This is a genomic window from Demequina aestuarii (assembly GCF_000975095.1).
GTDB classification, from domain to species: Bacteria; Actinomycetota; Actinomycetes; order Actinomycetales; family Demequinaceae; genus Demequina; species Demequina aestuarii.
Map to the genome: position 1 here is coordinate 2,239,289 of NZ_BBRD01000001.1, position 26,394 is coordinate 2,265,682.

The window sequence follows — 26,394 nt, forward strand, 5'->3', positions numbered from 1 at the left end:
TATCGGGCGATGAGTGTCGCTCTCAGGGCGGATGTGAATCCTGGCGGGCACTCAGTGTCGTGCCAGCACCACCGCCACCTCACCGTGGGTCGTGTGCGGAAACATGTCGAACAGGCGCGCCTCGCGGGCGACGAACGACGGCATCCAGGCCACGTCCCTCGCAAGCGTGTCGGGGTTGCAGCTCGAGTAGATCACCGTCGATGCACCCGAACCGTCGAGCCAGCGCGACAGCTCCTCGCCCAAGCCTCGCCTCGGTGGGTTGACGACGACCGCCTGGGCCGCATCGGCCTGCCGGACGGCCCACGCGACGGCGTCATCGGTCACGAAGGAGACGTGCTCCATCGCCGTGTCGCCGGCCGCGAGGCGGTCGTCACGAGTGCGCCGAGCCGAGGCCACTGCCTGCGCACTCGCCTCCACCCCCGTGACTGGCCTGCCAGACGCTGCAGTGTGGAGGGCGAAGCCGCCCACGCCGCAGTAGAGGTCCCACAGATGCGCGGGCGCCGCCTCATCGATCCACGCGGCCGCCTGCCGGTACAGCGATGCGGCCACGTCGGTATTGGTCTGGAAGAAGCTCTGCGGGCGCACGTGGAGGTCGAAGCCGTTGACGGTCATCGTGAGTGTGTCACGGTCGGTCAGTACCGTCTCCCTCTCGCCCTCGAGAATCGCCTTGTGCTCCGACTGCACATTCACCGAGGCCACCGACAGCTGCGGCAGCTGTGCCACGAGCCATGGCAGGTGCTTGCGGATGCGCGAGAGCGCCTCGGTGGACCGCAGCACCCAGCGCACCATGAGGTCACCGTCGGGCGCAAGCGTCACGAGCACGTGCTTGAGTTCGCCGCGCCGATGCGGCACCGAGTACGGCTCGAGTCGCGCGCGCGTCACGAAGGCGGCGAGGTGCGGGAAGGCCGCTGCCAGGGCGGGCGGGTACAGCGGGCACTCGCGCAGATCCTGGCCCTCGCCGTGAGCATCGAGAATGCCGATCGTCGGAGCATCGACCGTGCCGGCGACCACCATCTTCGCCTTGGTCCGGAAGGCCGTAGGGCGGCTCTCGACGCCAGGCAGCCACCTCAGGTCCGGCGCCAGCGGCTCCAGGAGGGCTGCCACCCGCGCCCGTTTGTGAGCGACCTGCTGGTGGTACGGCGTCTCGATGATGGTGCACGAGCCGCACCGCCTCGAGTCGTAGTACTCGCAGTGCAGCGATCCGTCCTCGAGCACCACCCCATGACGGGATCCGCCACGGATGGTGGCCACGGTCAGCGCTCGGGCGAGTCTGATCCTCGCGTGGGGATCTGCTCGCTGTGAGGCTCGACCTCTGACGCTCCCCGCTCGCGAGACGGGGCGGCGTCGGCACGGTCGGCGACGGCGTCGCGACTCACATGGAGCTCTCCCGTGCGCGTCATCGCGCCGCGGGCTCGCCGGACCGCGTCCTTCGAGCGCTCCGCGAAGACGGGGATCTGCGAGGTGATGGGAGGTCTGTCGTCGTCGGAGAAGTCGGCATCGCGTCGCAGTCCCCTCTTGAACGCGTACAGGGTCGCGACGACAGGCACGGCGATGACGGCTCCGATGAGGCCGAGCGTGAGCGTGCCGGCCGAGATGGTGAGCAGCACCGCGAGCGGGTGGATGGATGCCGCCTTGCCGAACAGCCACGGGTAGAGCACATTGCCCTCGATCTGCTGCACCAGGAGCACAAAGAACAGCATCCACAATGCCGTGCTCCAGCCGCCGTCCACCAGTGCCACCAGCGAGGCGACGATGCCAGACAAGGTCGCACCGATCAGCGGGATGAACGAGAACAGGAACACGAGGATCGCGATCGGCACCGCGAGCGGCACACCGAGGAGCCACGCCGCCGCACCGATTCCCACGGCGTCGATGAACGCCACGAACACGGTGGTCTGCGTGTACCGGCGGAGGGTGATCCACGAGTGAAGACCGGCCTTCTCGACACGGTCGACGGCCGCATCGGGAACCAGGCCCGCGGTCCAGTGCCAGATCTGGCGTCCGTCGCGCATGAAGAAGAACAGCGCCACGAGGGCGATCACGATGCCGGCGAACACCGTGCCGATCGCAGAGCCCACGGACAGCGCACCCGAGGCGAGCCCCTGGGCGTTGTCCTCGAAGAAGGACTGCAGGTTGCCCACGACCTCGTCGACCTGAGCCTGATCGAGGCTGATGGGCCCGGTCACCAGCCAGTCGACGAACGTGTCGAAGCCCTCCACGGTGGCATCGCGGAGATCGTCGTACTCGGACATGAATGCTGCGGAGGCGACGGTTCCCAGTCCTGCCACGATCAGAATGAGGATGACGATCGCGATCAGGGAGCCGAGCGCCCGCGGGAACTTGATGCGCTCCATCAGGGTGACCAGGCGCTCGAGCGGGGCGGCGATGATCAGCGCGATGACGAGCGGCACGAACAGCGCGGTCAGGCTCGTGAAGGCCCAGACGCCCGCGATGACGATGATGCCCACCACGACGATGCGCCAGGCCCACGCGCCGGCGACGCGCAACGACAGCGGCACCTTGTCAAGCACCGAGGCTTCGCTCGTGTAGAGCACGCTCGACTTCGGTCGCTTCTCGGGCTGGTTCTCAGGCATGATGCGAGCCTAGCCTGCGTGTCGGACGCGCACGGAACATGCGGGTCTCGGCCAGCGTTCACTGCTCGGAGAGGAGCCACCAATGTTTGGACACACGAAGACCAGCATGATCAGCAAGGACGAGGCGCTGCCCGGCCGCGACGAGCCCGTCGAGGTGACGAACCGCCACGTCGTCCTCGACACCCCGCTCACCGGGCCGTGGCCGGAGGGCCATGAGGTGATCTACGTCGCGATGGGGTGCTTCTGGGGCACCGAGCGCGTGTTCTGGCAGATTCCCGGCGTGTACTCGACCGCAGCTGGCTACATGGGTGGATGGACGCCGAACCCCACGTACGACGAGACCTGTACGGCGCGCACCGGCCATGCCGAGGCGGTCCAGGTGGTCTACGACCCGACGGCCGTCACCCTCGACGAGCTGTTCGCCGGGTTCTGGGAGAACCACGACCCGACGACGCTCAATCGCCAGGGCAACGACGTGGGCACCCAATACCGCAGCGCGATCTTCGCCACGACGGACGCGCAGCTTGCGGCCGCCGAGGCCTCGCGTGATCGCTACGCGGCGCAGCTGCGGGACAAGGGCTATGGCGAGGTCACCACTCAGATCGCGCGGGACCACGACGCCGGGGACGGGGTGTTCTACTACGCCGAGGACTACCACCAGGGGTACCTGCACAAGAACCCGGGTGGATACTGCAACCACGGTTTCTGCCAGGTCGGGTACTCCCCCGCCTGACACCCACAGCACCGCGAGCGGCCGATGCGCGGGTCACCCGCGCATCGGCCGCTTCAAGACGCGACTAAGCCGAGCGGACCCAGACGAGGTAGCCCGTGCGAGTGCGAGCGAACGTCTCTCGACAACGACCTTGGGCGCGAAGCTCCGCGACCATCGCCCAACCATCGCCTTCAGACATCACTCCGCTTTGCACGGCGTGTTTCAAAAGCATCCAAGACGTCACAACCTGGATCCCGTCTGCCTCGGCGATCCTCCGGGCTTCTGTATCGTCCGTAACGAAGAAACTACCCGGCTCCTCCCGGCAAATGATGGCGATGCTCTCGGACTCTCCCAAGTGGGCGGTAGCGGGATCCCCAGGCCGAAGCAGCCGCTGCTGTACCGCGAGCACGTCAATCCTCGTCGCCTGCGTGGACGGATACCGGCCCTCGCCCAAGAAGCCGGGAGCGCTTTCGAGGTCGGCGAGGCCCGCCACTCGCGACGATGCGGCGCACTCGGAGGCAACCGATGCGACCCAGGTCCCGCGACCGTTGAGGATCCTCTCAAGCGTGCTCAACTGTCCTGCCAAGGCGAAGTTTATTAGGACAGTATTGTCCGCGAAGAACAGTCGCACAGAAAGACCGGTCTACCCGCTGAGAGCCGCGCTAAGGTCCGCCTGGCGCAGAGCAGTCGGAACCGGCGCCTCAACTTCAAGAGACTCAGCGTCGACATCCAGCATCCAAGCGAGGGTTCCGCGTCCTATTGCACCACGAGCGATTCGTTCTAAGTGCATTTGCTCGAGATCGCGGGGAAAGCGGCGTTGCGCAGCCTGCTCCATGCGACCCGTAATCAGGTCAAGGCTTGTCTCATCGACCGCCTGGTTCCAGTGCCTCCGCAAGAAAGCTTGAGTCGTCAAGCCGAGCGCTTTGCGAAGAGACACTGGCGCGTCGACGTGCAGAGCGTCGAGGCGGTTGATCAGCGCCTGAGTCGAGACGCCCCAGGACCAAAGTCGCTCCGCGACCTCTGATAGTGGTCGATCCCAATCGCGGCCAGCAATGTCGTCGCGGGGCAAGAGTATCTCGGCAGCGAACTGATTTGCCGCTGCCTCGTCTGCGACCCCATCCGCGGATGAGAGGTCACCACGATAGATATGCCCGAGCTCGTGAGCCAGACACCAGTTCTCATAGAACCAGTTTCCGGAAGCAGGTACGACGATTGTCGTTCGATGACCGATGCGGAGGCTATACGAATGCTTGATCTCGGCGATTCGCACAACATCGATTGCGAGTTGTTCCTCAATGCGCTCGATGAAGTCCCGGACAAAACCGTCGCCAAGAACACTCAACACGTCTGCCGGCGACGAGGTTCCATCCGGCGTCTCACGAAGGTCGACCAGAGATTTGCCGTAAGCCTGCCGGTATGCCAACTCGATGTGATTAAGAACATCCAAGTCCGCAGTTAGGCCCGGTAGCGACCTTCGTCCAGTCTCGCGGTCATACTCATGACGGGCAGCGGCAACCACAGTTACGGGCTCGTCGGTACCCGTGATCAGCCAGTAGGTAGGAACCTGCAAAGTCTCCGCAAGCAACGCGAGTTCAGCGCTGGAGAAAGCGCGGGATCCACTGAGCGCTCGTGAGAACGAATCAGTTGACATGCCGACCGCTCCAGCGACTTCGTAATGCTTGCGATCGCCCAGGGACTCGCGCACGCGTCGCCCAATATCTACGTTGGACATGCTCCGAAACTAGCACAGGTTGGGAATTTCCCAACGAACGCCATACTGCAACTCAGGCGAACAGCGACCGCACGAACTCCAGCTGCCTCGTGGTCTGGTGCGCCTGGCCGCCCTCGTGCCCGTTGTAGGGGTAGACGACCATCTCTTTGCGCACGTCCGGCGCGGAGCGGTCGCCATACCAGTTGAAGGCCGCGTACCCGGTGGACGGCGGGCACACCATGTCCATCAGCGCGACGGACATCAGCGTGGGCGCCGTCGCACGCTTCGCGTGGTTCACGCCGTCGAAGTACGAGAGCACGTCGAGCGTGCGCTCGCGTTCCCCGCGGAAGATCGACAGGTACTTCACGACCTCTCCGTAGGGGAACTCGTTCGTCAGCTCGAGTGAACGCTCGAAGTGGCAGAGGAACGGCACGTCGGCCACGACGCCGGCCAGGTCGGGCACCAGGCCCGCGACCGCGAGAGCGATGCCGCCGCCCTGGGATCCGCCCACGAACGCCACCTGATCGGCATCCACGCCTGGCAGGCTCCGAGCGGCCTCGACGGCACGCACCGCGTCGGTGAAGACCCGGCGGTAGTAGTAGTCGAAGGGGTCGGTGATGCCACGCGTCATGAAGCCGGGCGTCGACGGCATCGAGCCCACCGGGTCGGCGGTGTCGCCTCCGTTGCCCCAGCCTGCGCCCTGGCCTCGCGTATCCATGTAGAAGTGCGCGTAGCCAGCGGCGGCCCACATGGTGCGCTCGATTGGAAGCCCGCGCCCGCCGCCATAGCCGTTGACCTCGACCACGCACGGCAGCGGCCCGTCGACGCCCGCGGGGCGCGCGTACCAGGCCTTGATGGGGTGACCACCAAAGCCGGGGAACGTGGCGTCCTGGATCTCGACCCCCGCGAGCGTGATGGGGGCTGGCGCCAGCGCGACGGTGATGTCGCGCTCACGCGTCCGTTCCAGGGTCTCGCCCCAGAACGCGTCGAAGCCGGCAGGCTCACGAATCTCGGGCCGATACGACTCGAGTTCATGCTCGGGCAGGTCGAACAGTGCCATCGCGCCTCCATGCGCTGTCAGCGCCGCCCACGCGGCGTGGTCGGTCGTGTCCGCCGACCTCCGCCCGCGGACGCGTAGAACTAGTCGCGTCCCTGCAGGATCGCGATGATGCGCAGGAACTCGATGTACAGCCACACCAGCGTCAGGACGATGCCGAACGCGGCCTTCCAGTCGTAGTGCGCGGGTAGGCCGTTCTTGACACCGTTCTCGACGAAGTCGAAGTCGCCGATGAGAGAGACGCAGGCGAGGATGACGGCGAACGCGCCGATCAGCACGCCCAGCGGGATGCCGAACACGTCGATCTGAGTACGCAGACCCCACGCGGAGTCCGTGCCGCCGAAGATCATCATTCCCACGTTCACCAGCGAGAACGCGATGTAGGAGATCCCGCCGATCATCAGGAACTTCTGCAGCTTGGGCGTGTAGCGCACACGGCCGGAGTGGTAGAGCCACAGGCACACGGCGAAGGTGCAGGCGGTCGCGATGAGGGCCTGGAGGCCGGCGCCGGGTGCGTTGTAGTTGGTCTCGATGAAGGTCGTGATGCCGCCCAGGAAGTACCCCTCGACCGCGGCGTACGCGATGGCGAGCGCGGGGGGCGTGACCTTCTTGAAGATGAGCACGAGGCTGAGGACGAAGCCGACGACTCCGGCGCCGATCGTGAGGCCGATGTTCGGGAACATGTAGCCGGGGATCGCGAGCAGGCCCGCGAGCACGACCATCCCGGCGGTCTTGGTGATCACGCCCTCGTAGCTCATGCGGCCGGTGTCGATGGGACCGGCGTCGGGCTGGTCGAACTGGTGCTGCAGATCGGAGGCCGAGACGGCCTTGCCGTTCTGGTGGTACGTCGCTCCAGGCTTGAATGCGCTGTTGGTGCTGAATGCGGGGCTGGCCACAAGGTCCTCCTCGATAGCGGTCTGCCTCATCTTAACGGCGCGGCATGACACCCTGGCATCGTCCGTGCGGACGAGCCTGGTGCCCCCGGCGGGAATCGAACCCGCACTGAACCGGGTTTAAGCCGGTTGCCTCTGCCGATTGGGCTACGGGGGCGTGGGACCAGTGTTCCGCATCTGCGTCTCCCCCTTCACGACGAACCCATCCTGGGCTCGACACCCCGACGGCACGCCGCCCTTCGGCCAGATCTCGGGCGCGTCGCCGCCAAGAGGGGTTCGCAGCGCGAGGGGACCGCAGTCTGGGCCGATGCGCGGGCCGGGTCAGCGGTGAGGTGCGGCTCAGAGCCGCTCGGCCGCCGAGAACGCGATGCCGTCCAGGATGTCGTGCTCGCTGGTGACCGTCGTGTCGAGGGCGCCCCCATGGGCGGCCACCTCGGACTGCACCCGCAGCATGACCTCTCGCCACACGAGCGCGCCGGCGCCGATGACGTCCACGCGACCCGGGTGCATGAACGGCATGGCGGTCCGCTCGGCGTGGCTCGCCGCGAGCAGTTCCTCGCACGAGCGCGCCGCGTCGTCGATCGAGAGCTCGGCGCCGTTGATCGACTCGCGCGAGTACTCGGGCAGGCCAAGGGCGTTCGCGGTCACCGTGGTGATGGTGCCCGCGAGCCCCACGAGAGTGCGCGTGCCGCCCAGCGGGACCTCCGTCATTGCGGCGTCCAGCGCGGTCCGCACGTCCGCCTGCGCGGATGCGACCTGCGCCGCGCTCGGCGGATCGGCGGCGAGGTGACGCTCGGTCATGCGGACGCAGCCCACGTCCATCGAGTGCGCCGCCTCCGGCACCAGATCACCCAGCACGAGCTCGGTCGACCCTCCGCCCAGATCCACGACGAGGTAGGGCCCCGGCCGGGACGCGTCGAGAGCGCTGAGCGCGCCGCGGAACGACAGCTCCGCCTCCTCCGTGCCTGAGATCACCTCGGGCGCCACGCCCAGTCGCTCGCGCACGCCGTCGATGAACTCGTCCCGGTTGCGCGCGTCGCGGGTCGCGGACGTCGCCACGAAGCGAATCGACTCGACGCCGTGCTCACGGCATTCCGCCGCGTACTCGTCCGTCGCGGCGAGGGTGCGCGCGAGCGCCTCAGGGGCGAACTCACCCGTCCGGTCGACGCCCTGGCCGAGTCGCACCACAAGCATGCGCCGGACCACGTCCGTGAGCGTCCCGGAGTCGAGGTCCACGTCGGCGATGAGCAAGCGGATCGAATTGGTCCCGCAATCGATGGCGGCAACGCGGGGCATCAGCTCTCCTGGGAATAGGCGTCGGGGTCAACGGGCAGCGCGCCGTCGGGCGCGGCATCAAAGGAAGGGCAGGTGCAGCGGTCGGGGCGCCAATGGCCTCGGATCATCGCGAGCGCCTCGTCGCCGAGGGGGTTCACACCGGGGCCCGCCGCCAGCGCGTGGCCCACCAGCACGTGGAGGCACTTGACGCGGTCGGGCATTCCCCCGGCGGAGATGCCGCGGATCTCGGGCACGTCCTCGAGCGCCACACGCTCCGCGAGGTAGGACTCGTGCGCCTCGCGGTAGTGCTGGGCGAGCGCGGGCTCCTCGGCGAGGCGCTCGGTCAGCTCGCGCATGACTCCGCGGGCCTCCAGGGTCGACACGGCGGCCACCGCCTCGGGGTGCGTGAGGTAGTACTGCGTGGGGAAGGGAGTGCCGTCTGGCAGTCGCGGAGCGGTGTGCACCACGGTCGGGTTGCCGCACGCGCATCGCGCGGCGATCGCGACCACTCCTCGCGGCTCGCGCCCCAACTGTGAAGCGAGAACGGTCAGGTCGGTCTCGGTGGCGGGGGTGTCAGTCACCCTCCGAAGTCTACGTCCGTGAGCTGCTCTGATTCGGCGTCGCCCGCATCGGTGCCGCCACCCGGCTGGCCGGTCTCGCTGGCGCCGTCCGCGCCCTCGACCGTCGCCGCATCGGCCGTGGAGTCCTCGCCCCCTGCGACCTCGAACGAGTCCCAGAGCTTGTCGTACCAGGGGGCGCCAGCCGCGACCTCGGGCGCGCGCGCCGCCGCAGGCGAGCCTGCCACCGGTCCCACGACGGACTCGGCGTCGACGACGCGGTAGGGAGTCTCACCCGGGAAGACGTAGGCCAGTCTCTCGCGCGCCTGAGCGACGATGAAGGCAGGGTCGTCCCACCGGGCGACCTCGGCATTCAGGGCGTCCACCTCCGCCTGCGCCACCTCGGCCTCGGCCCGGAGGTCGGCAAGGTTCGCCTGCTGATCCATGTAGGCGCGCACCGTCGGCGCCACGACCGCGATCGCCAACGCGACGACCAGCAGGATCACTGCGGTGCGCCAGGTGAGCATCGCGGTCCACGAGCCACGTGGCCGCGCCGGGTCGATGCCTGGCGCGGGCTTGGGGACCGTGCGCCCGGGGCCGGACGGACCGCCCGGACGAGTCTGTGGCCGCCGCACCGAGCCGGTCGACGGCCCCTGGCGCCGCGGAGCGCGCGCGTCAGAGGTGCGCCGCGGGGACCGTGGGGCGGACCGCGGCGCGCCGGGACGGGTCGGGGCACTCACGTGCCCGATTCTCTCAGCGGCACGCGCGAAGTGCGGCAGGCACGCGCAGAACTGGTCGGGACGGCATCGATGAATGCGGCCGGCACACGCTCGGCATGCCATCGAGGCGGACAGCGGGCCCGGGAAGCACGAAGGCCGCGGGTCGCCGATGAGGGCGGCCCGCGGCCTTGAGGCCGTGCGAGGCGGTTACGCCGAGTAGCGGCGCGGGAACGCCGAGGTGCCGGCGTACGCGGCCGCGTCGTCGAGCTCCTCCTCGATGCGCATCAGCTGGTTGTACTTGGCGATGCGCTCGCCGCGGGCCGGAGCGCCCGTCTTGATCTGTCCGGTGTTGAGCGCGACCGAGAGGTCAGCGATCGACACGTCCTCGGTCTCGCCGGAGCGGTGCGAGACCATGGACGTGAAGCCGGCGCGGGTCGCCATGGACACGGCGTCGATCGTCTCGGTCAGGGTGCCGATCTGGTTCAGCTTCACGAGCAGCGCGTTGGCCGAACGCTCGTCGATGCCGCGCTTGAGACGCGTGGGGTTGGTGACGAACAGGTCGTCTCCCACGATCTGCACCTTGTCGCCGATGCGGGCGGTGAGGCCCGTCCAGCCCGACCAGTCGTCCTCGTCCAGCGGGTCCTCGATGGACACCAGCGGGTAGTCGGCGACGAGCTGCTCGTAGAAGTCGGCCATCTCGTCGGGGGACTTCTGTCCACCCTCCCAGTTGTAGTGGCCCTCCTCGTAGAACTCGGTGGCGGCCACATCGAGCGCGAGCGCGACGTCGTCACCGGGCCGCAGACCGGCCTTCTCGATCGCGACCAGGATCAGGTCGAGCGCCTCACGGTTCGATGCGAGGTTCGGCGCGAAGCCGCCCTCGTCGCCCAGGCCGGTGGCGAGGCCACGCTCCTTGAGCACCGACTTGAGGGCGTGGTAGACCTCGGCGCCGTAGCGGTAGGCCTCACGGAAGGTCGGGGCGCCGACGGGAGCGATCATGAACTCCTGGATGTCGACGTTCGAGTCGGCGTGCGAGCCGCCGTTCAGGATGTTCATCATCGGGACGGGCAGCAGGTGCGCGTTGGGGCCGCCGATGTAGCGGAACAGCGCCAGGTCTGCCGAATCGGCTGCGGCCTTGGCGACGGCGAGCGAGACGCCCAGGATCGCGTTCGCGCCGAGCTTGCCCTTGTTGTCGGTGCCATCCAGGTCGAGCATGGTCTGGTCCACGATGCGCTGCTCAGTGGCGTCGAGCCCCACGATCTCCGGCGCGATCTCGTCGATGACCGCGTCCACGGCCTGCTCGACGCCCTTGCCCAGGTAGCGGTTCTTGTCGCCGTCGCGACGCTCCACGGCCTCGAATGCGCCGGTCGAGGCGCCCGAGGGCACTGCGGCGCGCGAGAACGTCCCGTCCTCCAGCGCGACCTCGACCTCGACGGTGGGGTTGCCGCGCGAGTCAAGAATCTCGCGGGCGCCAATAGCCTCAATGGTGGCCATGTTGCTCCTTCAGTGTGCTTGGGGGTTTCTTTTCTGAGTGTATCGGCGGGCGATTGAGGTCGCTCACCGACGTAGGTCCTAGGTGGATGAACGTTCGGTGGCGGCGCCCGATGCGCGCTCCGCTTCGCGCGCGGCCGCCTCGTAGTCTCGGGTGGCCTGCCTCAGCTCCGCCTCCGCGTCGACACCCTCGGCCTGCGCGCGCGCCACCAGGGCGAGCAGCTGAGGGCCGATGCCCACGCCGGCTGCGTCCCTGACATCCAGGCCCGCGCGTGCGGAGCGGGAGATGACCTTCTGGGCGCGTGCGAGGGCGGGCTGCGCGGAGGGGATGCCGTCCATGACCGACTCGCGACCCTTCGACTCCTTCTTGATGCGCTCCCAGCTGGCGCCGACCTGCTCAGCCGTGGTCGCATCGGCCCCCGCGAAGACGTGGGGGTGACGCTCGACCAGCTTGTCCGCGACGGTGGTCGCGACGTCGTCGATGTCGAACGGATCGTCCGGGTGGTCGGCAGCGACTCGCGCGTGGAACACCACCTGCAGCAGCACGTCGCCGAGCTCCTCGCGCAGGTCGGCACGGCTGCCGGTCTCGATCGCCTCCAGGAGCTCGTGCACCTCTTCGAGGGCGTACGGAGCGAGCGACACGTGAGTCTGCTCGGCGTCCCACGGACACCCGCCCGGCGAACGCAGACGGTCCATCACCGTGACGAGTCGGGCGAGCCCCTCACCCTCGGCGGCGGACGTCACTCGGTGGCGAGCCAGGGCGCGTCAGGAGCGGTGAGGCCGTTGACGTTGTTGAAGTTCACGAACCACACCGGCGAGCCCTGGTTCGCCTCGTCCGTCGCGATCTGCACGGCGGTCGCGGCCGACTCCATGAACGCTGCAGCGCTGAAGTCGCCCGTGCGGGAGTTCGTCACGGCCTCGGCCTCGACCTGCTCGGCGACCGACTGCAGCACGCTCGTGTCCTCCGGCAGCAGCGTGAACGCGGCGAGGAGGAAGCTCGCCTCGATCGCGTCGACCAGCGCCTCGCTGGGCTCGCTCTCGATGCCCTGCACGCGCAGCACCACCTGAGCCTGCTGCTCCGCCTGGGTGCGGTGGTACTCGTAGCCGATCTCGTCCGTCGCGGCGAGGAGCGGCTCGCGCATCAGCTCGAGCGTGATGACGTTGCGCCGGCCCGCGGGCTCGGAGGCCTCGTCGCTCCAGGCGGCCTGCAGCGTCGACACTCGCTCGTTGGTGAGGGTCTCCCCCTCGAGGGCGGCAGCCGCGCCGGGAGCGGCGGGCTGTCCCGGCACGGCGCATCCGGCAAGGAGCACGGCGGCCCCTGCGAGGACGCCGCTCAGGACACGATGACGGACGCTCATCTTCATGGCCCTCATCCTACGGGCGCGGGGCTCGTCACCCGAATCACCTCGCGGACCCACTCGAGCACTGCCAGGCCCTCCACGGGCGAGCCGCCGATCCGGGCGGTGAGGGGCGCCGGCACCAGGACCTGGCGCACGGCCGGCTTGATCAGGGTGCCCGGGTAGATGCGGCTGATGCGCATCGCCGCGGAATCGGGCAGTTCGACCGGGCTGAAGCGCACGTACTTGCCCTGGGCGACCACGTCGGCGATGCCAGCCTCGCGCACGTCGATCCTGAGTCGTGCGACGGCGAAGAGGTTCTCGACCGGCTCGGGAAGGTTGCCGTAGCGGTCGCGCAGCTCCTCCTCGATCGCCGCGAGCGCAGGCTCGTCGGCCGCATCGGCGATCTTGCGGTACGCCTCCAGCCGCAGCCGCTCGTGCTCGATGTACTCCGTCGGCAGGTGAGCGTCGATGGGCAGGTCGATCGTCATCGGCGCGCGCTCGGGCTCTCCGTCGCCGCGGAAGTCCGCGACCGCCTCGCCCACCAGGCGGATGTAGAGGTCGAAGCCCACGCCCTCGATGTGCCCCGACTGCTCGCCGCCCAGCAGGTTGCCGGCGCCGCGAATCTCGAGATCCTTCATCGCCACGGCCATGCCGGAGCCGAGGTCGGTGTTGGCGGCGATGGTCTGCAGGCGGTCGTGAGCCGTTTCGGTCAGCGTGCGATCAGCCGGGTACAGGAAGTAGGCGTAGGCCCGCTCTCGGGCCCGTCCCACACGACCGCGCAGCTGATGCAGCTGCGAGAGTCCGAACTTGTCCGCGCGCTCGACGATCAGCGTGTTGGCGTTGGGGATGTCGAGACCGGTCTCCACGATCGTGGTGCACACCAGGACGTCGTACTTGCGGTCGTAGTAGTCGACGATCACCTGCTCGAGCTGCTTCTCACTCATCTGGCCGTGCGCGACCGCAATGCGTGCCTCGGGAACCAGCTCCGAGAGCCGCGTGGCGGCCGAGGTGATGGTCTTGACCGAGTTGTGGATGTAGAAGACCTGGCCGTCGCGCATGAGTTCGCGGCGGATCGCGGCGGCGACCTGGGGGTTCTCGTTGGGCCCCACGTACGTGAGGATCGGGTGGCGCTCCTCCGGCGGAGTCGCGAGCGTCGACATCTCGCGGATCCCGGTGACCGCCATCTCGAGCGTGCGCGGAATGGGGGTGGCGGACATCGACAGCACGTCGACGTCCGTGCGCATGGCCTTGAGCGTCTCCTTGTGCTCGACGCCGAACCGCTGCTCCTCGTCGATGATGATCAGCCCCAGGTCCTTGAAGCGCACCTGGCCGGTGATGAGTCGGTGGGTGCCGATCACCAGGTCGACGGTGCCGTCGGAGAGCCCCTCGATGACCTCTTTGGCCTCCTTGTCGGTCTGGAAGCGCGACAGCGATGCGACCTTCACCGGGAACTGCGCGAACCGCTCCGTGAAGGTGTCGACGTGCTGCTTGACCAGCAGCGTCGTGGGGCACAGCACAGCCACCTGGGCGCCGTCCTGGATGGCCTTGAACGCGGCCCGCAGCGCGATCTCGGTCTTGCCGAATCCCACGTCGCCGCACACCAGCCGGTCCATCGGCACGGACTTCTCCATGTCCGCCTTGACCTCGTCGATGCTGCTGAGCTGGTCCGGGGTCTCGACGTACGCGAAGGCTTCCTCCAGCTCCCGCTGCCACGGGGTGTCGGGGCCGAACTGGCGCCCTTGCGACGCCATGCGCGCCGAGTACAGGCGGATCAGCTCGCCCGCGATCTCCTTGACCGCCTTGCGCGCCCGGCTCTTGGTCTTGGCCCAATCCGAGCCGCCCATCTTGTTGACCGACGGCGCCTCGCCTCCGACGTACTTGGTGACGAGGTCCAGCTGATCCGTCGGCACCGACAGCCGGTCCGACGGGCCGCCTCGCTTGGATGGCGCGTACTCGATGACCAGGTACTCGCGCTCGACTCCGCGGACCGTGCGCTTGGTGAGCTCGACGAACCTGCCCACGCCGTGGCTCTCGTGCACCACGAAGTCGCCGGTGCGCAGCTGAAGCGGATCGACCACGTTGCGGCGCCTGCTGGGCACCTTCACCTTGGGGCCTGCGGCGGCGGCGGCACGGCCCGTCAGGTCCGATTCGTGGAGCACGAGCACGTGTTGATCGCCGGACTGGAAGCCCGCCCCGGTGATGTGCGGGACGATCGCGACCACGCCGTCGACGGGCTCGTACTCGTCCATCACGCGCGCGGCGATGTCGAGCTCTGCGCATTGCTCCGCGAGCCGGTGCGCAGAGCCGGTGCCCGCGGCCGTGATCACGACGCGCCATCCGTCCGCCACGCGCGCGCGCACCGCGACGAGCGCCTTCTCGAGTTGACCGCGATAGTCCTCGACGTCGGACAGCGACACCGCCACCGCATCGGCCGCGCCGAACGGGCCGATGCTCGCCCAGTGAAGTCCGCGCGACTCGGAGGCCTCGCGGATCTCCTCGAGGGACAAGAACGTCACGGAGGCCGCCTCGATCGGGGCTTCCGCGCCGGCACTCGCACTCACCCAGGCGGCGGCACGGAACTCGTCCGCAGTGCGCGTGAGGTCCTCGGCGCGGCGGGCGAGCCGTTCGGGCTCCACGGCGACCACGCGGGTGGCGCGAGGGAAGGACTCGGTGATCGGCACCAGCTGGTCGACCAGGACCGGGACCAGGCTCTCCATGCCCTCGACAGCGACTCCGGAGGCGATGCGACCCAGCATGTCGGCGGCGGCGGGGATCTCGTCGACGAGCGAGCCCGCACGCCGGCGCACGTCCTCGGTGATCAGCAGCTCGCGGCACGGCGGCGCCCACAGCAGGTCCACATCCGCGAGAGAGCGCTGGTCCGCGACGGAGAAGGACCGCATCGAGTCCACCTCGTCACCGAAGAACTCGATCCGCACTGGGTGCGGGTCGGTCGGGGCGAACACGTCGACGATGCCGCCGCGCACCGCGAACTCGCCGCGCCGCTCGACCATGTCGACGCGCGTATAAGCGGCCCCGCCCAGGGCGTCGGTCAGTGCGGTGAGATCGGCGGAGTCGCCGACGCGGAGCGACACAGGCTCGAGCTCGGCGAGGTCGGGGATCACGGGCTGGAGCAGCGCGCGCAACGGAGCGACCACCACGGCGGCAGGCGGGAGGCCTGCCTCGTGCTCGACCAGCTCGGGGTGGACCAGTCGCCGCAGCGTCGCGAGCCGGCGCGCCACCGTGTCCGAGCGCGGGCTCAACCGCTCGTGCGGGAGCGTCTCCCACGCGGGCAGCACCGTCACCGTGGCGGGGTCCAAGTAGGCGCCGAGCGCCGCCGCAAAGGTGTCCGCATCGCCCGAGGTGGCGGTCACCACCACGACCGGTGCGTCCGCATCGGCCGCCGTGCGCGCCACCAGCACGGGTGCCGCCGCCGTCGGCGCGACGAGGTGACCGGCCGCGATCGCGGGCAGGTCGATGTCGCTCAACAGACGGACGAGCGGACGGGTCACGGGGCCTCCAGGGCATGCCAAGCGACCGGAATCTCCGGCACTGCATCTTACGTTCCTCCAGGACGCTCCCCGAAGACGATGTGTGTACAGAACCTTCCTACAGAGGTGGGTGGGGAGAGCGGGGCGGGCGCGAATCTAGACTTGGCCCCATGCCGGACCCCTCCCTCGAGGCCGAGCGCCTCTTGCGCCGCTTCGCTCGCGACACCAACCTTCTGATCGCGGGACGGCCGATGCGCGTGCATGGCGGCGGGCCTGTCGCCGATGCACTGGTCACGATGCTTACAGGTATGGGTGCACGGTTGGGCGCGGCCGATGCGCCCGGCGCCGTGACATTCGACGTCGGCTCAGGCGCGATCGCCGTGGATGGCGCCCCCTTGCCGGATCGCGGCGACGCCGCAGGACGGCTCGACTTCGCCGCCGACCACATGCCGGTGACCAGGACGATCGCGGACCAGCTTGGCGACACGGTGCGGGGCTTGAGGATCGGGGTGTCGATGACCCTCGAGCCCAAGACCGCGAATCTCGCGCTCGCCCTCGCCGGGGCCGGCGCCACGGTCGCCGTCTACGCACACCCGGACGAGACCGACCCTGAAGTGGCGCAGGCTCTCCGGGAGCGCGGCGTGCCGGTGGACGCCGACGCGTCGCTCGCGCCCCACGAGGAGCGGGCCGTGGCCGTCGGCTTCTTGCGCCGCGGCTTCGACGTGTTCGTCGATGACGGCAGCCACCTCACACGCCTGGCTCACGAGGAGGGCCTCACCGGCGCGTGGATCGGCGCGACCGAGGAGACCACGAGCGGCCTCACTCCCCTGCGGCTCATGAACACCGCCGGGGCGCTGCACACCCCCGTCATCGCGGTCAACGACGCCGCGACCAAGACGGGGTTCGACAACCGCTACGGCACCGGGCAGTCGTGCGTGCTGGCGATCGCAGACCTCCTGGACGCCGCTGATGTCACGGTGCGCGATCAGCCCGCACTCGTGATCGGCTACGGCCCGGTGGGCGTGGGCGTCGCGGCGCATCTGCGCGCGCTCGGCGCCGAGGTGCGAGTGGCGGAGGCGAACCCGGTCCGCGCCCTGCTCGCCGCCCACGACGGCTTCGAGACGGGAGCCGCGGGTGCGCTGGCAGCCGATGCGCTCGTGGTCTCCGCGACGGGCGTCGCCGACACGATTCCGGCCAGCATGATCCGCGCGGCGCGCGCGGTCGCGGTCGCCGGTGGGGTGCCGGGAGAGATCGACCTCGACGGCGTGGGCGGACCGGACGCTCTCGAGCCCGTCGCTCCGCACCTCGAGCGGCTCACCGACACGGGCACCCTGGTGCTCGACCGCGGCGGCTGCATCAACGTCACGGCGGCCGAGGGCAACCCGATCGAGATCATGGACCTGTCCTTCGCCACACAGCTGGCCGCGATCGACGAGCTCGCGACCACGCGCCCCGGCATCGGCGTCCACGCACTGTCTGGAGCCGCCGTGGACCGCGTCGCCCACGCGGCCGCCCGGGCTCGCGGCGTCCATCTCGCCCCACCCCCTGCCTCACGTGCCGATGCCGCCGACTGGCGCTCGCCGCGCTACCACGCCCACCCGGCATCGGCCGTCCCCTCGAAGAGTCCGGAGGACTCGTGACCTCGTTCCCCGTCACCCTGTACTCGGCCGACCTCGTGCTGCCGATCACGGCCCCGCCCATCCTGGACGGCGCGATCGCCGTGCGCGGGGAGAAGATCCTGCACGTCGGCGAGCGGGTGTGGGTCGAGCGGTCCCTCGCCGAGCGTGGCGTGCCCGTCGAGCACGTGCGCTGGCCCGGAGTGCTCATGCCCGGCCTCGTCAACGCCCACACCCACCTGCAATACACCGGCATGGACGAGGTGGGCCGCGGCGCGTATCACGGCTTCGAGGACTGGGCGAAGTCCTTCAACCCGGTCTACGCGCAGCCGCACGACTGGGCGGCCGATGCGGCAGCAGGGGCCGCGATGCTGATCGCCTCGGGCGCCACGGCCGCCGCAGACGTGGTCACCAACCATGAGGCGGCGCGCGCCTTGCACGACGCGGGGCTCGCAGGCATCGCCTACTGGGAGGTCATCGACTGGTCCAACGCGGAGTGGGCGGCGCGCGGCCGCGCCGAGGTCGAGGCCGCACTCGACTCGCTGCCCTCGCGCCCCGGCACCGGTCTCAGCCCTCATGCCCCGTACTCGCTCGAGATCGTGCCGCTGCTCGAGATTCCCGACATCGTGCGCGAGCGCGGCAGCCGCATCCACATCCACCTGGGCGAATCCGGGATCGAGCAGGAGTTCGAGCACGACCACGCCGAGCCGTGGCACACCCACGGCATGGGCAGCCTCGCGGAGCTGCGTCAGGCCGGCTTCGGCACGTCGGCGACGGACTACGTCGACCACCTGGGCGTGCTCGGACCCGACTGCCACATCGCGCACGGTGTCTACATGTCGGCCCGCGACCGCGGGATCCTGCGGGCACGCGGCACCACCGTCGCGCTGTGTCCCCGGTCGAACGCGGTCATCGGTCTCGACTCTCCTCCCGTCGCCGCGTACCTGCGCGAGGGCAGCCCCATCGCGGTGGGCACCGACTCGTTGTCCTCGTCACCATCGCTGGACCTCATGGGCGACGTCGCCGAGCTGATGCGCATCGCACGGAACCAGGGCTACTCGCACGAGGACCTGGCGGAGCGGCTGCTGAGGGCGGCGACGCTCGGCGGGGCGCACGCCATGGGCATCGACGAGGGCGAGGGCCGCCGCGGCTACCTCGCGGTCGGAGCCGTCGCAGATCTGGCCTTCTTCGACGTCCCCGTCACCGACGTGACCGGGACGCTCACCACCCTCGTCGAGTCCGGCGAGGGCCGGGCAGCCGCGACCGTCGTGGCCGGCCGCGTGCGCCACTCCACGCCGAGGTTCGTCGCCGCCACCGGACTCGCCGCCGCACCCCAGGAGCACCTGTGACCACCCCCACCCCTGCCACCGCATCGGCCCTCGCGCTCGAGCCCCACCCCGAAGGCGGATGGTTCCGCCGCACCTGGACCTCGGACGTCCCCGTCGACACCGCAGGAGGAGTGCGCCCCGCCGCGACATGCATCCATTACCTGCTCGCCCCGGGCGAGGAGTCGGTCTGGCACGTGGTGAGCTCGGACGAGATCTGGCTCTGGCACGGCCCCGGTGTGCTCGAGCTCCGGCTCGGGGGCAGTGGCGAGGCGCCGTGCGACGAGGATCAGGTCGACGTGGTGAGGCTGGGCCCCGACCGGGTCGCAGGCGACGCGGCGCAGTGCCTGGTGCCGGCCGGCGTGTGGCAGGCGGCCTCGCTCGTCGAGGACCGTGAGGCCCTCGTCAGCTGCGTGGTGTCCCCGGGCTTCGACTTCGCGGATTGGAAGCTCGCACACGGGCGCGCGTAGAATGTGCGCTCGTACCGCGAGCGATCAGCGTCGATCCCCGCTCCACCCCCACTTCCGGGAGATTCGATGATCACCAGCACCACCCTGCGACGCGCGTCGGCCGCGGCCGTCGCGCTCACCGCCCTCGCCCTCGCGGGCTGCTCGAGCGACGCCGACACCGAGGCGTCGACGACGCCCGCCGACGGGACGTCGCCCGCGCCCACCGCCGAGTCCGCTGCTCTCGACACCGTGACCGACGGCACCCTCACGATCGCCACCGGTGAGCCCGCCTACGAGCCGTGGGTCCTCAACGACGACCCCGCCTCCGGCGAGGGCTTCGAGGCCGCCGTGGCCTACGCCGTGGCCGCCGAGCTCGGGTTCGCCCCGGAGGACGTCGAGTGGGTGCGCACCACCTTCGACGCCGCCATCGCGCCCGGCGCCAAGGACTGGGACGTCAACCTGCAGCAGTTCTCGATCACGGACGAGCGCCGCAACGCCGTCGACTTCTCGTCGGCGTACTACACGACCACTCAGGCCATCGTGACGATCGAGGGCAACGAGGCGGCCAGCGCCACCTCGGCCGCCGAGCTCGAAGGCTCCGCCGTGGGCGTCGCCGTGGGCACCACTTCGTACACCGTCGCCGCCGAGGCGTTCGGCGAGGACAACCTGCAGGTCTTCAACTCCGTCGGCGACGTCGTGGGCGCGCTCAACGCCGGCCAGATCGACGCGTTCGTGACCGACCTGCCCGGCGCCTTCTACTCGGCTGCGGTCGAGGTCGAGGATGGCGTGATCCTCGGCCAGTTCGCCGGCTCCGAGGGTGGAGACGAGTTCGGCTTCGTGCTCCCCAAGGACTCGCCCAACACCGAGGCCGTGACGGCAGCCGTCGACGCGCTTCGCGAGGACGGCACGCTCGCAGCCCTGGAGCTGCAGTGGCTGTCCGACGCGGTCGACGTGCCGGTCATCGAGTAGGACCCGGCACCCGTGACGACAGGCGGGGCGCCTCAGATCACCTGGCAGCCCAGCGCGCTCGAGGTCGACCGGCGCGCGCACCGGCGCAGGACCTCGGGGCGCTCCGTCCTGATCGCACTCGTCTCGACGGTGATCTTCGCCGTCGTGGCGGGCACGCTCGTGCTCTCGTCCCCTGGATGGGACTCGGTGCGCGAGACCTTCTTCAACCTCGAGGTGGCGGCAGACTCCCTGCCGCGCATCCTCGAGGGGCTGTGGCTCAACATCCGCGTGCTGTTCTTCGCCGCCATCGGCGTCGCGGTGCTGGGCACGCTGCTCGCGGTGATGCGGTCGCTGCGCGGCCCCGTGTTCTTCCCGCTGCGCACACTCGCCGCCGGGTACACCGACCTGTTCCGCGGCCTTCCCGTGCTGATCGTGCTGTACCTCGTCGGCTTCGGAATCCCCGCGCTTGATCCCACCCAGCGCTACCCCGCGGCCGTGCTCGGCACCATTGGCATCACGCTGTGCTACGCGGCCTACGTCGCAGAGGTGCTGCGCGCCGGCATGGATGCCGTGCACCCATCGCAGCGCATCGCGGCACGCTCCCTCGGGCTGTCCCATGGCGAGACGCTGCGACTCGTGGTCATTCCGCAGGGACTGCGCAAGGTCGTGCCGGCACTGATGAACGACTTCGTGTCGATGCAGAAGGACGTAGGACTCATCTCCGTCCTGGGCGCGGTGGACGCGATCCGGGCGGCGCAGATCACTCAGGCGACCACCTACAACTTCACCCCGTACGTCGTCGCCGGCCTGCTGTTCGTCGCCATGAGTTTCCCCATGATCCGGCTCACCGACCACATCTCGGCTCGCATGGCGCGCCGGGAGCAGGCGGGAGGCACGGTATGAGCGTCCTTGAGCTGCACGACGTGCACAAGCTGTTCGGCGACAACCACGTCCTGAAGGGCGTGGACCTCGAGGTCGCCAGCCATGAGGTCGTCGTGGTGATCGGCGCCTCCGGCTCAGGCAAGTCGACCCTGATGCGGACCATCAACCTCATCGAACAGGTCGACGACGGCCGCATCCTGCTGTCCGGCGACGACATCACCGACCCGCGCGCCGATGTCGACAAGGTGCGGTCGCGCATCGGCGTGGTGTTCCAGCACTTCAACCTGTTTCCGCACATGCGCGTCATCGACAACGTCACGCTGGCGGCCAGGCGAGTGCACAAGATTCCGGCGGCCGATGCGCGAGCCCGGGGCGTGGAACTGCTCACCCGGTTCGGGCTGGGCGACAAGGTCGACGACTACCCCGACCGCCTGTCAGGGGGCCAGCAGCAGCGCGTCGCGATCGTCCGCGCGATCCTCACGGACCCGGAGCTGCTGCTGCTCGACGAGATCACCTCCGCTCTCGATCCGCAGCTCGTGGGCGAGGTGCTGGACCTGGTCCGGTCACTCAAGGAGGCCGGCTCGACGATTCTGATGGCGACCCACGAGATGTCGTTCGCGCGCGGCGTCGCCGACCGCATCGTCTTCATGCACCAGGGACGCATCCTCGAACAGGGCACCCCTGAGGAGATCCTCGACCGCCCCCGCGAGGAGGCCACGCGCGAGTTCCTCTCGCGCGTCATGCACCGGTAGCGAGCTCCCATCCCACCGCCAACACCGCGCACGGCCCCTCGCCGGTCGTCAGTAGCCGATGGCCAGTTCCGGAAGCATGCGCACCACCACCCAGGCGATGGGGACGGCGGCGATGACGGCCCAGATCCGAGCGCGTGCACTTCGGGGCACCCACCACACCACAGCCGCAGCGACAGCAAGCTCCAGTACTGCCTGGACGGGCCTAGCAGATTCCGCTGGCAGGCTCCCCTGCGCCCATAGCCACACCCGCTGGACCGAGCCGCCCGCCAGCGCAAGCGCGGCGAGCAGCGACGTGGCGGCACCTGCGAGCAGATCGGAGCGATCGCGGGCCCACCTCACACCGGCCGCCAGCAGCGGAACCGCCACGATCGCAAGGACCAGCCACACCGCTACCTCACGCGCGTAGCCGAATCCGAGGACGAGCTGCGCCCAGGCGTAGTACGCAACCGTCATAGGAATGAAGAACGCAGACGCATGGAGGGCCGCCTGCCCCGGCCCCCTCGCGGCGCGCACCGCGATCGCAATGGGCACGACCCACACCGCAGGGTAGGTCGCCGCATCAGCCCACCACGACCCGAACTCGTCGGCAATCTTCGCCGAGACGCCCGCCATCGCTCCTGCGAACGCCCACCCGATGCCGACGAGTACAGGCCAGCGCCGCCGAGGGGTGACGACGTCTGTGTCTGCAGCGTTCATGAAGAGCACCCGAGGCGTTTCGCGGTCATGCTCGACTCCCCGTGATCCCAAGGCACCTTCGCTCTAGTCAAACTGACGGTCCATCTTCAGCAACTCGAGAACGGGGCGACGCACGTGTCGCGGTACCTGCGCATACGCCATGACCCCGAACAGCAACGCCGCCAAGGTGAGGACGACGGCCAGGTCGAGAACTCCGACCCATGGCCGGGACGGGAAGCGCGTGACCCAGGCGAGCACCACGAGCACCACGGCGGGCACCACGGCCTGGAGCACCATCGTGGCCAGCCTGATTCTGTAGAACGTCGCGATTCGTCGCTCGGAATACCCCGTGTGCTTGAGTATGCCCATATCCCGATGAGCAAGAGTGAGGTAACCCTGGAGATTGGCGAAGGTCAGCAGGAGGCAGAGGGCGAAGGCGACGACGATCAGCACGAGGGCCGCGCTCACTCCGCCCGCGAGAGTTCCAGCGAGGTCGTCAAAGGCCCGCAGCGTGTACGTCGTGCTATATCCGGCATCCTCGAGCGCTCGACCAACCGCATCTGCGTCAGCGAGTTGGTCCACATGGACATAGACCGCCGGCACAGCTTCGAAACCGTAGGGGTTTCCGGTGCCGTCGTGCTGCTCGCGGAAGGTGTCCCAGTCCGCCCCTCCGCCGACGATCGAGATCAGTTCCGCGAACGTTGCCTCGCTGACGTAGAGCTGGCTCGGGTCGATGCCAGCAAAGACGCTGATGGGCGGATTCGCGTCCAGTCGCACCACAGCAAGCGGTACCTCGGCGCTGTCATCCGAGACCATGCCGCCCACCTCCGTATGCACGACCGGGACGGTGAGCACCACTCGCGCTGCTGGGTTCACGGCGCCAAGGGCGACGCCATCGGGGAGGTCCGTGTGGCCCAGGAGTCCTTCTCCACCAGCCCCGAGGCCATCCACGAAGTAAGTGCTCCCATCCGAAGCTACGAGCCCAAACGGGAGGTGGTAGCGCCCGATCGTCTCGATGCTCCCGGCGGCCGCGTTGCGCGCGATCTCCTCGATCGCCTCCATGTCGGAGAAGCGCAGATGACCCGTCTCAGCACCCTCCTCGCTCGCGCGGAAGGTTACGGCGAGGTAGTGGACGTTCTCGTTGTCCGTGAAGTTCTCCGTCACGGAGCCATACTGCTGCTGAAGGTGGACGAGCATTCCGACCACAAGCAGCAGGGTGCCGCACAGCGCAACCGTCGCATACCGCAAGTGCTTCGACGCTCTGCCGGTCACGAGAGTGGAGATGTAGCGTTCGGAGAATGCTGGGGACGAGGCACGACCACGGTTCTTCTCAGCCATGGACGAGACTCCCCTCACGGAGCACCAGCGGCACGGCATCGACAATCTCCTGCGCGAGTCGATCATCGTGGCTCACGATCACGCACGTCATCGTGGCAAACACAGAGTGGAACACGGCCGCGACCTCCCTGCGCGTCTGAGGATCGAGCGATGCCGTCGGCTCATCGAGGAGCACCAACTGCGGAGACGAGGCGAGGACGCTTGCCAGTTGCACCCGCTGCCGCTCTCCGCCGGACAGGACGGCAACCGGATCGCCACCCCGCCCGCGCATGCCTAATGCGTCCAGACAGTGATCAGTCGCGTCCTCGACGTCATCTGCGGGTACGTGGAGAGCAGCACGCAGTCGCACGTTGTCCCGAGCCGAGAGCGTCGAGAAGAGGATGTCCTCCTGGAAGAGGTAGCTCGTTGCCGACGGCGCTGCGACCGTGCCGTGATCCGGCTGCGCATAGCCAGCGAGAACATTGAGCAGCGTGGACTTTCCGGCACCGCTTCGTCCTGCGACCACGTAGGTCGTGCCGGGCTCGAAGACGAAGCTCACGTCGTCGAGCACCACCTTCTCGTTCCAACGCTTGGACACCTCAACGAGCGCCGCGCCGCCGTCGGCGTCGATCGAGACGGGCACGAGTTGCGGAACCTTCATGCCGCGTCGCTCGCTAGGTCGAAAGTGACGTCTCCGCTCGCGGTATGCACCCGGAGAGTGGACTCGTGCACCTCGAAGCCAACCACTCCCGAAATGGCGTCTGCCACGTTTCCGTCCTCCATTCTGATCACTGACAGCAGGAGCTCTTCCTCCTGTGTGGAAATGCGAATGAGTATGTCCAGCTCGTCGTAAAACCAGCACAGGGAGGCGCAAGCGTACTCGGCCTCGCCGCCTGAGACGGTGGCGCCGTCGGACGTGAGGAGCACCTCTTCATCTGCGTAGAGCTCTCCCGACTCCAATCCCTCAAGCACCACGGCCGGTGCCGCACCCGGGTCCTTGGCGGGGATGCTGTAGACCGTGTGCTGGTCGGTCGTGGCGTCATACACGGAGTAGTAGAGAATGTCACCGACGAGCACGCCCTTGTCGACCAGCTCACTCGGTCCGCTGAACGAGGCAAACGTATCGAGCCCACCTTCGGTCGTGAGCCGCACTATGCGGCGGCCTTGCTCCGCACCTGCCTCGTCGTAGGCGTAGATGACGAAGAACGCCTGGACCCCGTCCGTGGCGAGCGGGAAGATCGCCTCGTTCGCCGCTGCGGCAACAACGGTGGTGACCTCGTGCTCGCCGACTTCGACCACTTCGAAGCCCCGCTCAACGGTGTCGCCGACGGTGTACAGCGTGCTGGCGGTGGGGAAGCCGTAGTAATAGAGTTCCCGGCCCCCACTGGTATCAGCCACATCGCCGGTCGCCGGATCATAGGCGACGAGTTGCTGATCCCAGGGATTGAAGACGTAGCGGTGACCGGCAGGAAGCGCTGGCACCACCACGCGCTCCACGGAGGCAGGTGCGGCAGACTCGGACTCAGGCGCGCCACCGGAAGAGCAGGCCGCAGTGAAGAGCGAGCACAGCACCAGCGACAGGAGAACGGCTCGGCGGGGCGCGATCATGCGAGGCACGGAGAGGTGTGCGGACGGCGGGACCGCCCGGGGCGACGTGCACCCCGGGCAGCCCCAACCATGCTGAGGGGCAGTGGCATCGTGGTCAGACCGACGCCGTTGCTTCCTTGGGCTGGGCGTAGCCCTTCGTGTACACGCGCGCGACGTTGGTGCCGTAGATCGAGCCTGACTGGTAGTACTTTGACGGAGCCGCGACAGCCGTCGAGCGCCAACTGGCCGACTTGGCGCCATTGCTGTTGACCCAGTACGCGGTGATGGACTTGCACTGCCAGCTCGAGCCGGCGCCGACGGTGATGCCACCGGTGGACACGCCGATGCTCCACGAGGCGCTGTTCTTGAGGCATGAGCCCAGGGTCCACGTGCTCCGGATTGACGTCACCTTCTGCGAACCGGAGTACACAGCTGAGACCTGATAGTCCCACTTGTAAGTGTTGCCGCTCGACGACTGGCCACCGCGCCAGATGTTCGAGGTCAGGGTTCCGCCTCCCGGGACGGACACCCTCGTATCGTCGCTGACTGCCGACGCGGGAATTCCGGTCGCCGTCGCGATGACAACGCCGAGGCCCACCCCGGCAATAATCCTTCTGAGTCTCACAACCATTCTCTTCTCTGTCTCGGAGTAATTGCCATCGCAAGGCGAAAGTACTCCCTGGCGACTGTGCGCACAAGAGGTTTCTTCGGCGCCTTTCACGGGACGTCGTTCGGCGCCTCGACAAGTGGAGACCTCCATGCCCCAGGGCGCTGTGAAAAGGCAAGTCGCGGAGGGAATCCTCGTCAGGGGCGAGCGGGGCGATCCCCGACGGGAGCGATGACCGGCCGGCCCATCAGTTCGAACGGCGCGTCGCTGTGGTGCGCGCGATCCATCGCGGACTGCATCGTGGTCGTCCACGACGGCGGGGTCCCCCGAGGCTGACGCACCTCAGCAGGTCGTCGCGCGCCCCCGTGGTCGGGCGACTCAGGAGTTCCTCTCGCGCCTCAT

The 26,394-nt window shown here is 68.7% G+C and carries 25 protein-coding genes and 1 tRNA gene; 7 read left to right on the forward strand and 19 right to left on the reverse strand.

Annotated elements, in window-relative coordinates; translation table 11 throughout:
* Positions 1-51: 51 nt before the first annotated feature.
* Together rlmC and AOP72_RS10505 are read right to left on the reverse strand one after the other, a co-directional pair.
* Positions 52-1,251 carry a 23S rRNA (uracil(747)-C(5))-methyltransferase RlmC gene (gene rlmC, locus AOP72_RS10500; RefSeq protein WP_369345471.1) on the reverse strand — a complete coding sequence of 400 codons (1,200 nt, stop codon included), beginning with the start codon at positions 1,249-1,251 and terminating at the stop codon, positions 52-54.
* A 2-nt stretch (positions 1,252-1,253) separates the two neighbouring features.
* Positions 1,254-2,594, reverse strand: coding sequence for an AI-2E family transporter (locus tag AOP72_RS10505; RefSeq protein WP_062136052.1), 1,341 nt, complete (start codon positions 2,592-2,594; stop codon positions 1,254-1,256).
* An 82-nt stretch (positions 2,595-2,676) separates the two neighbouring features.
* Here AOP72_RS10505 and msrA point away from each other — a divergent pair, with 82 nt between their 5' ends.
* Complete coding sequence (msrA, locus tag AOP72_RS10510) at positions 2,677-3,327, forward strand: peptide-methionine (S)-S-oxide reductase MsrA (RefSeq protein WP_062136055.1); 651 nt, start codon at positions 2,677-2,679, stop codon at positions 3,325-3,327.
* Between the two features lie 64 nt (positions 3,328-3,391).
* Here the strand turns inward: msrA and AOP72_RS13965 are convergent, their stop codons facing one another.
* The 12 genes from AOP72_RS13965 to mfd form a co-directional block, all read right to left on the reverse strand.
* The gene (locus tag AOP72_RS13965) at positions 3,392-3,937 is read right to left on the reverse strand and encodes a PIN domain-containing protein (protein ID WP_500778346.1); all 546 of its coding nucleotides are present in this window, start codon (positions 3,935-3,937) and stop codon (positions 3,392-3,394) included.
* A gap of 12 nt (positions 3,938-3,949) precedes the next feature.
* Positions 3,950-5,038 carry a helix-turn-helix domain-containing protein gene (locus tag AOP72_RS13275; protein ID WP_084631701.1) on the reverse strand — a complete coding sequence of 363 codons (1,089 nt, stop codon included), beginning with the start codon at positions 5,036-5,038 and terminating at the stop codon, positions 3,950-3,952.
* 52 nt (positions 5,039-5,090) lie between these two features.
* Entirely contained in the window at positions 5,091-6,077 is a 987-nt protein-coding gene (locus tag AOP72_RS10525) for an acetylxylan esterase (protein ID WP_062136064.1), read from the reverse strand.
* Between the two features lie 80 nt (positions 6,078-6,157).
* On the reverse strand, positions 6,158-6,970 hold the full coding sequence (locus AOP72_RS10530; RefSeq protein WP_062136066.1) for a Bax inhibitor-1/YccA family protein: 813 nt from the start codon (positions 6,968-6,970) through the stop codon (positions 6,158-6,160).
* Between the two features lie 77 nt (positions 6,971-7,047).
* Positions 7,048-7,124, reverse strand: a tRNA-Leu gene (locus AOP72_RS10535).
* Positions 7,125-7,306: 182 nt separating this feature from the next.
* Positions 7,307-8,263, reverse strand: coding sequence for a Ppx/GppA phosphatase family protein (locus tag AOP72_RS10540; protein WP_062136069.1), 957 nt, complete (start codon positions 8,261-8,263; stop codon positions 7,307-7,309).
* Positions 8,263-8,823 (reverse strand): DUF501 domain-containing protein, encoded by a 561-nt coding sequence (locus AOP72_RS10545; protein ID WP_062136073.1) that lies wholly within the window; start codon positions 8,821-8,823, stop codon positions 8,263-8,265. The genes AOP72_RS10540 and AOP72_RS10545 overlap by 1 nt, the downstream gene beginning before the upstream one ends.
* Positions 8,820-9,326, reverse strand: a complete 507-nt coding sequence (locus AOP72_RS13645; RefSeq protein WP_062136075.1) for an FtsB family cell division protein — start codon at positions 9,324-9,326, stop codon at positions 8,820-8,822. The genes AOP72_RS10545 and AOP72_RS13645 overlap by 4 nt, the downstream gene beginning before the upstream one ends.
* Positions 9,327-9,725: 399 nt before the next feature.
* On the reverse strand, positions 9,726-11,009 hold the full coding sequence (eno, locus tag AOP72_RS10555; protein WP_062136076.1) for a phosphopyruvate hydratase: 1,284 nt from the start codon (positions 11,007-11,009) through the stop codon (positions 9,726-9,728).
* Between the two features lie 78 nt (positions 11,010-11,087).
* Positions 11,088-11,750, reverse strand: coding sequence for a nucleoside triphosphate pyrophosphohydrolase (locus AOP72_RS10560; protein WP_238581660.1), 663 nt, complete (start codon positions 11,748-11,750; stop codon positions 11,088-11,090).
* A complete protein-coding gene (locus AOP72_RS10565; protein WP_062136078.1) occupies positions 11,747-12,370 on the reverse strand; it encodes a hypothetical protein in 624 nt (207 codons plus the stop codon). Before AOP72_RS10565 ends, AOP72_RS10560 begins: the two co-directional genes overlap by 4 nt.
* A 5-nt stretch (positions 12,371-12,375) precedes the next feature.
* Positions 12,376-15,855 (reverse strand): transcription-repair coupling factor, encoded by a 3,480-nt coding sequence (gene mfd, locus AOP72_RS10570; RefSeq protein WP_062136080.1) that lies wholly within the window; start codon positions 15,853-15,855, stop codon positions 12,376-12,378.
* A 149-nt stretch (positions 15,856-16,004) separates the two neighbouring features.
* Here mfd and AOP72_RS10575 point away from each other — a divergent pair, with 149 nt between their 5' ends.
* The 6 genes from AOP72_RS10575 to AOP72_RS10600 all read left to right on the forward strand — a co-directional run bounded on the left by AOP72_RS10575 (position 16,005) and on the right by AOP72_RS10600 (position 21,806).
* Positions 16,005-17,474, forward strand: coding sequence for an adenosylhomocysteinase (locus tag AOP72_RS10575; RefSeq protein ID WP_062136082.1), 1,470 nt, complete (start codon positions 16,005-16,007; stop codon positions 17,472-17,474).
* A complete protein-coding gene (locus AOP72_RS10580) occupies positions 17,471-18,799 on the forward strand; it encodes an amidohydrolase family protein (RefSeq protein ID WP_062136086.1) in 1,329 nt (442 codons plus the stop codon). Before AOP72_RS10575 ends, AOP72_RS10580 begins: the two co-directional genes overlap by 4 nt.
* Complete coding sequence (locus tag AOP72_RS10585) at positions 18,796-19,245, forward strand: cupin domain-containing protein (protein ID WP_062136089.1); 450 nt, start codon at positions 18,796-18,798, stop codon at positions 19,243-19,245. The genes AOP72_RS10580 and AOP72_RS10585 overlap by 4 nt, the downstream gene beginning before the upstream one ends.
* Positions 19,246-19,311: 66 nt before the next feature.
* The gene (locus AOP72_RS10590; protein WP_062136092.1) at positions 19,312-20,193 is read left to right on the forward strand and encodes an ABC transporter substrate-binding protein; all 882 of its coding nucleotides are present in this window, start codon (positions 19,312-19,314) and stop codon (positions 20,191-20,193) included.
* Positions 20,194-20,205: 12 nt separating this feature from the next.
* Complete coding sequence (locus AOP72_RS10595) at positions 20,206-21,075, forward strand: amino acid ABC transporter permease (RefSeq protein ID WP_062136094.1); 870 nt, start codon at positions 20,206-20,208, stop codon at positions 21,073-21,075.
* The gene (locus tag AOP72_RS10600) at positions 21,072-21,806 is read left to right on the forward strand and encodes an amino acid ABC transporter ATP-binding protein (protein ID WP_062136096.1); all 735 of its coding nucleotides are present in this window, start codon (positions 21,072-21,074) and stop codon (positions 21,804-21,806) included. Before AOP72_RS10595 ends, AOP72_RS10600 begins: the two co-directional genes overlap by 4 nt.
* Before the next feature lie 48 nt (positions 21,807-21,854).
* On the opposite strand, the gene AOP72_RS10605 is transcribed toward AOP72_RS10600, so the two are convergent.
* The 5 genes from AOP72_RS10605 to AOP72_RS10625 form a co-directional block, all read right to left on the reverse strand.
* A complete protein-coding gene (locus tag AOP72_RS10605; protein ID WP_152650354.1) occupies positions 21,855-22,502 on the reverse strand; it encodes a DUF6518 family protein in 648 nt (215 codons plus the stop codon).
* A gap of 63 nt (positions 22,503-22,565) precedes the next feature.
* A complete protein-coding gene (locus tag AOP72_RS10610) occupies positions 22,566-23,819 on the reverse strand; it encodes a hypothetical protein (RefSeq protein WP_062136101.1) in 1,254 nt (417 codons plus the stop codon).
* The gene (locus AOP72_RS10615; protein ID WP_062136103.1) at positions 23,812-24,459 is read right to left on the reverse strand and encodes an ATP-binding cassette domain-containing protein; all 648 of its coding nucleotides are present in this window, start codon (positions 24,457-24,459) and stop codon (positions 23,812-23,814) included. Before AOP72_RS10615 ends, AOP72_RS10610 begins: the two co-directional genes overlap by 8 nt.
* On the reverse strand, positions 24,456-25,295 hold the full coding sequence (locus AOP72_RS10620) for a hypothetical protein (RefSeq protein ID WP_152650355.1): 840 nt from the start codon (positions 25,293-25,295) through the stop codon (positions 24,456-24,458). Before AOP72_RS10620 ends, AOP72_RS10615 begins: the two co-directional genes overlap by 4 nt.
* Positions 25,296-25,500: 205 nt before the next feature.
* Positions 25,501-25,914, reverse strand: coding sequence for a hypothetical protein (locus AOP72_RS10625; protein WP_152650356.1), 414 nt, complete (start codon positions 25,912-25,914; stop codon positions 25,501-25,503).
* Positions 25,915-26,394: the final 480 nt, after the last annotated feature.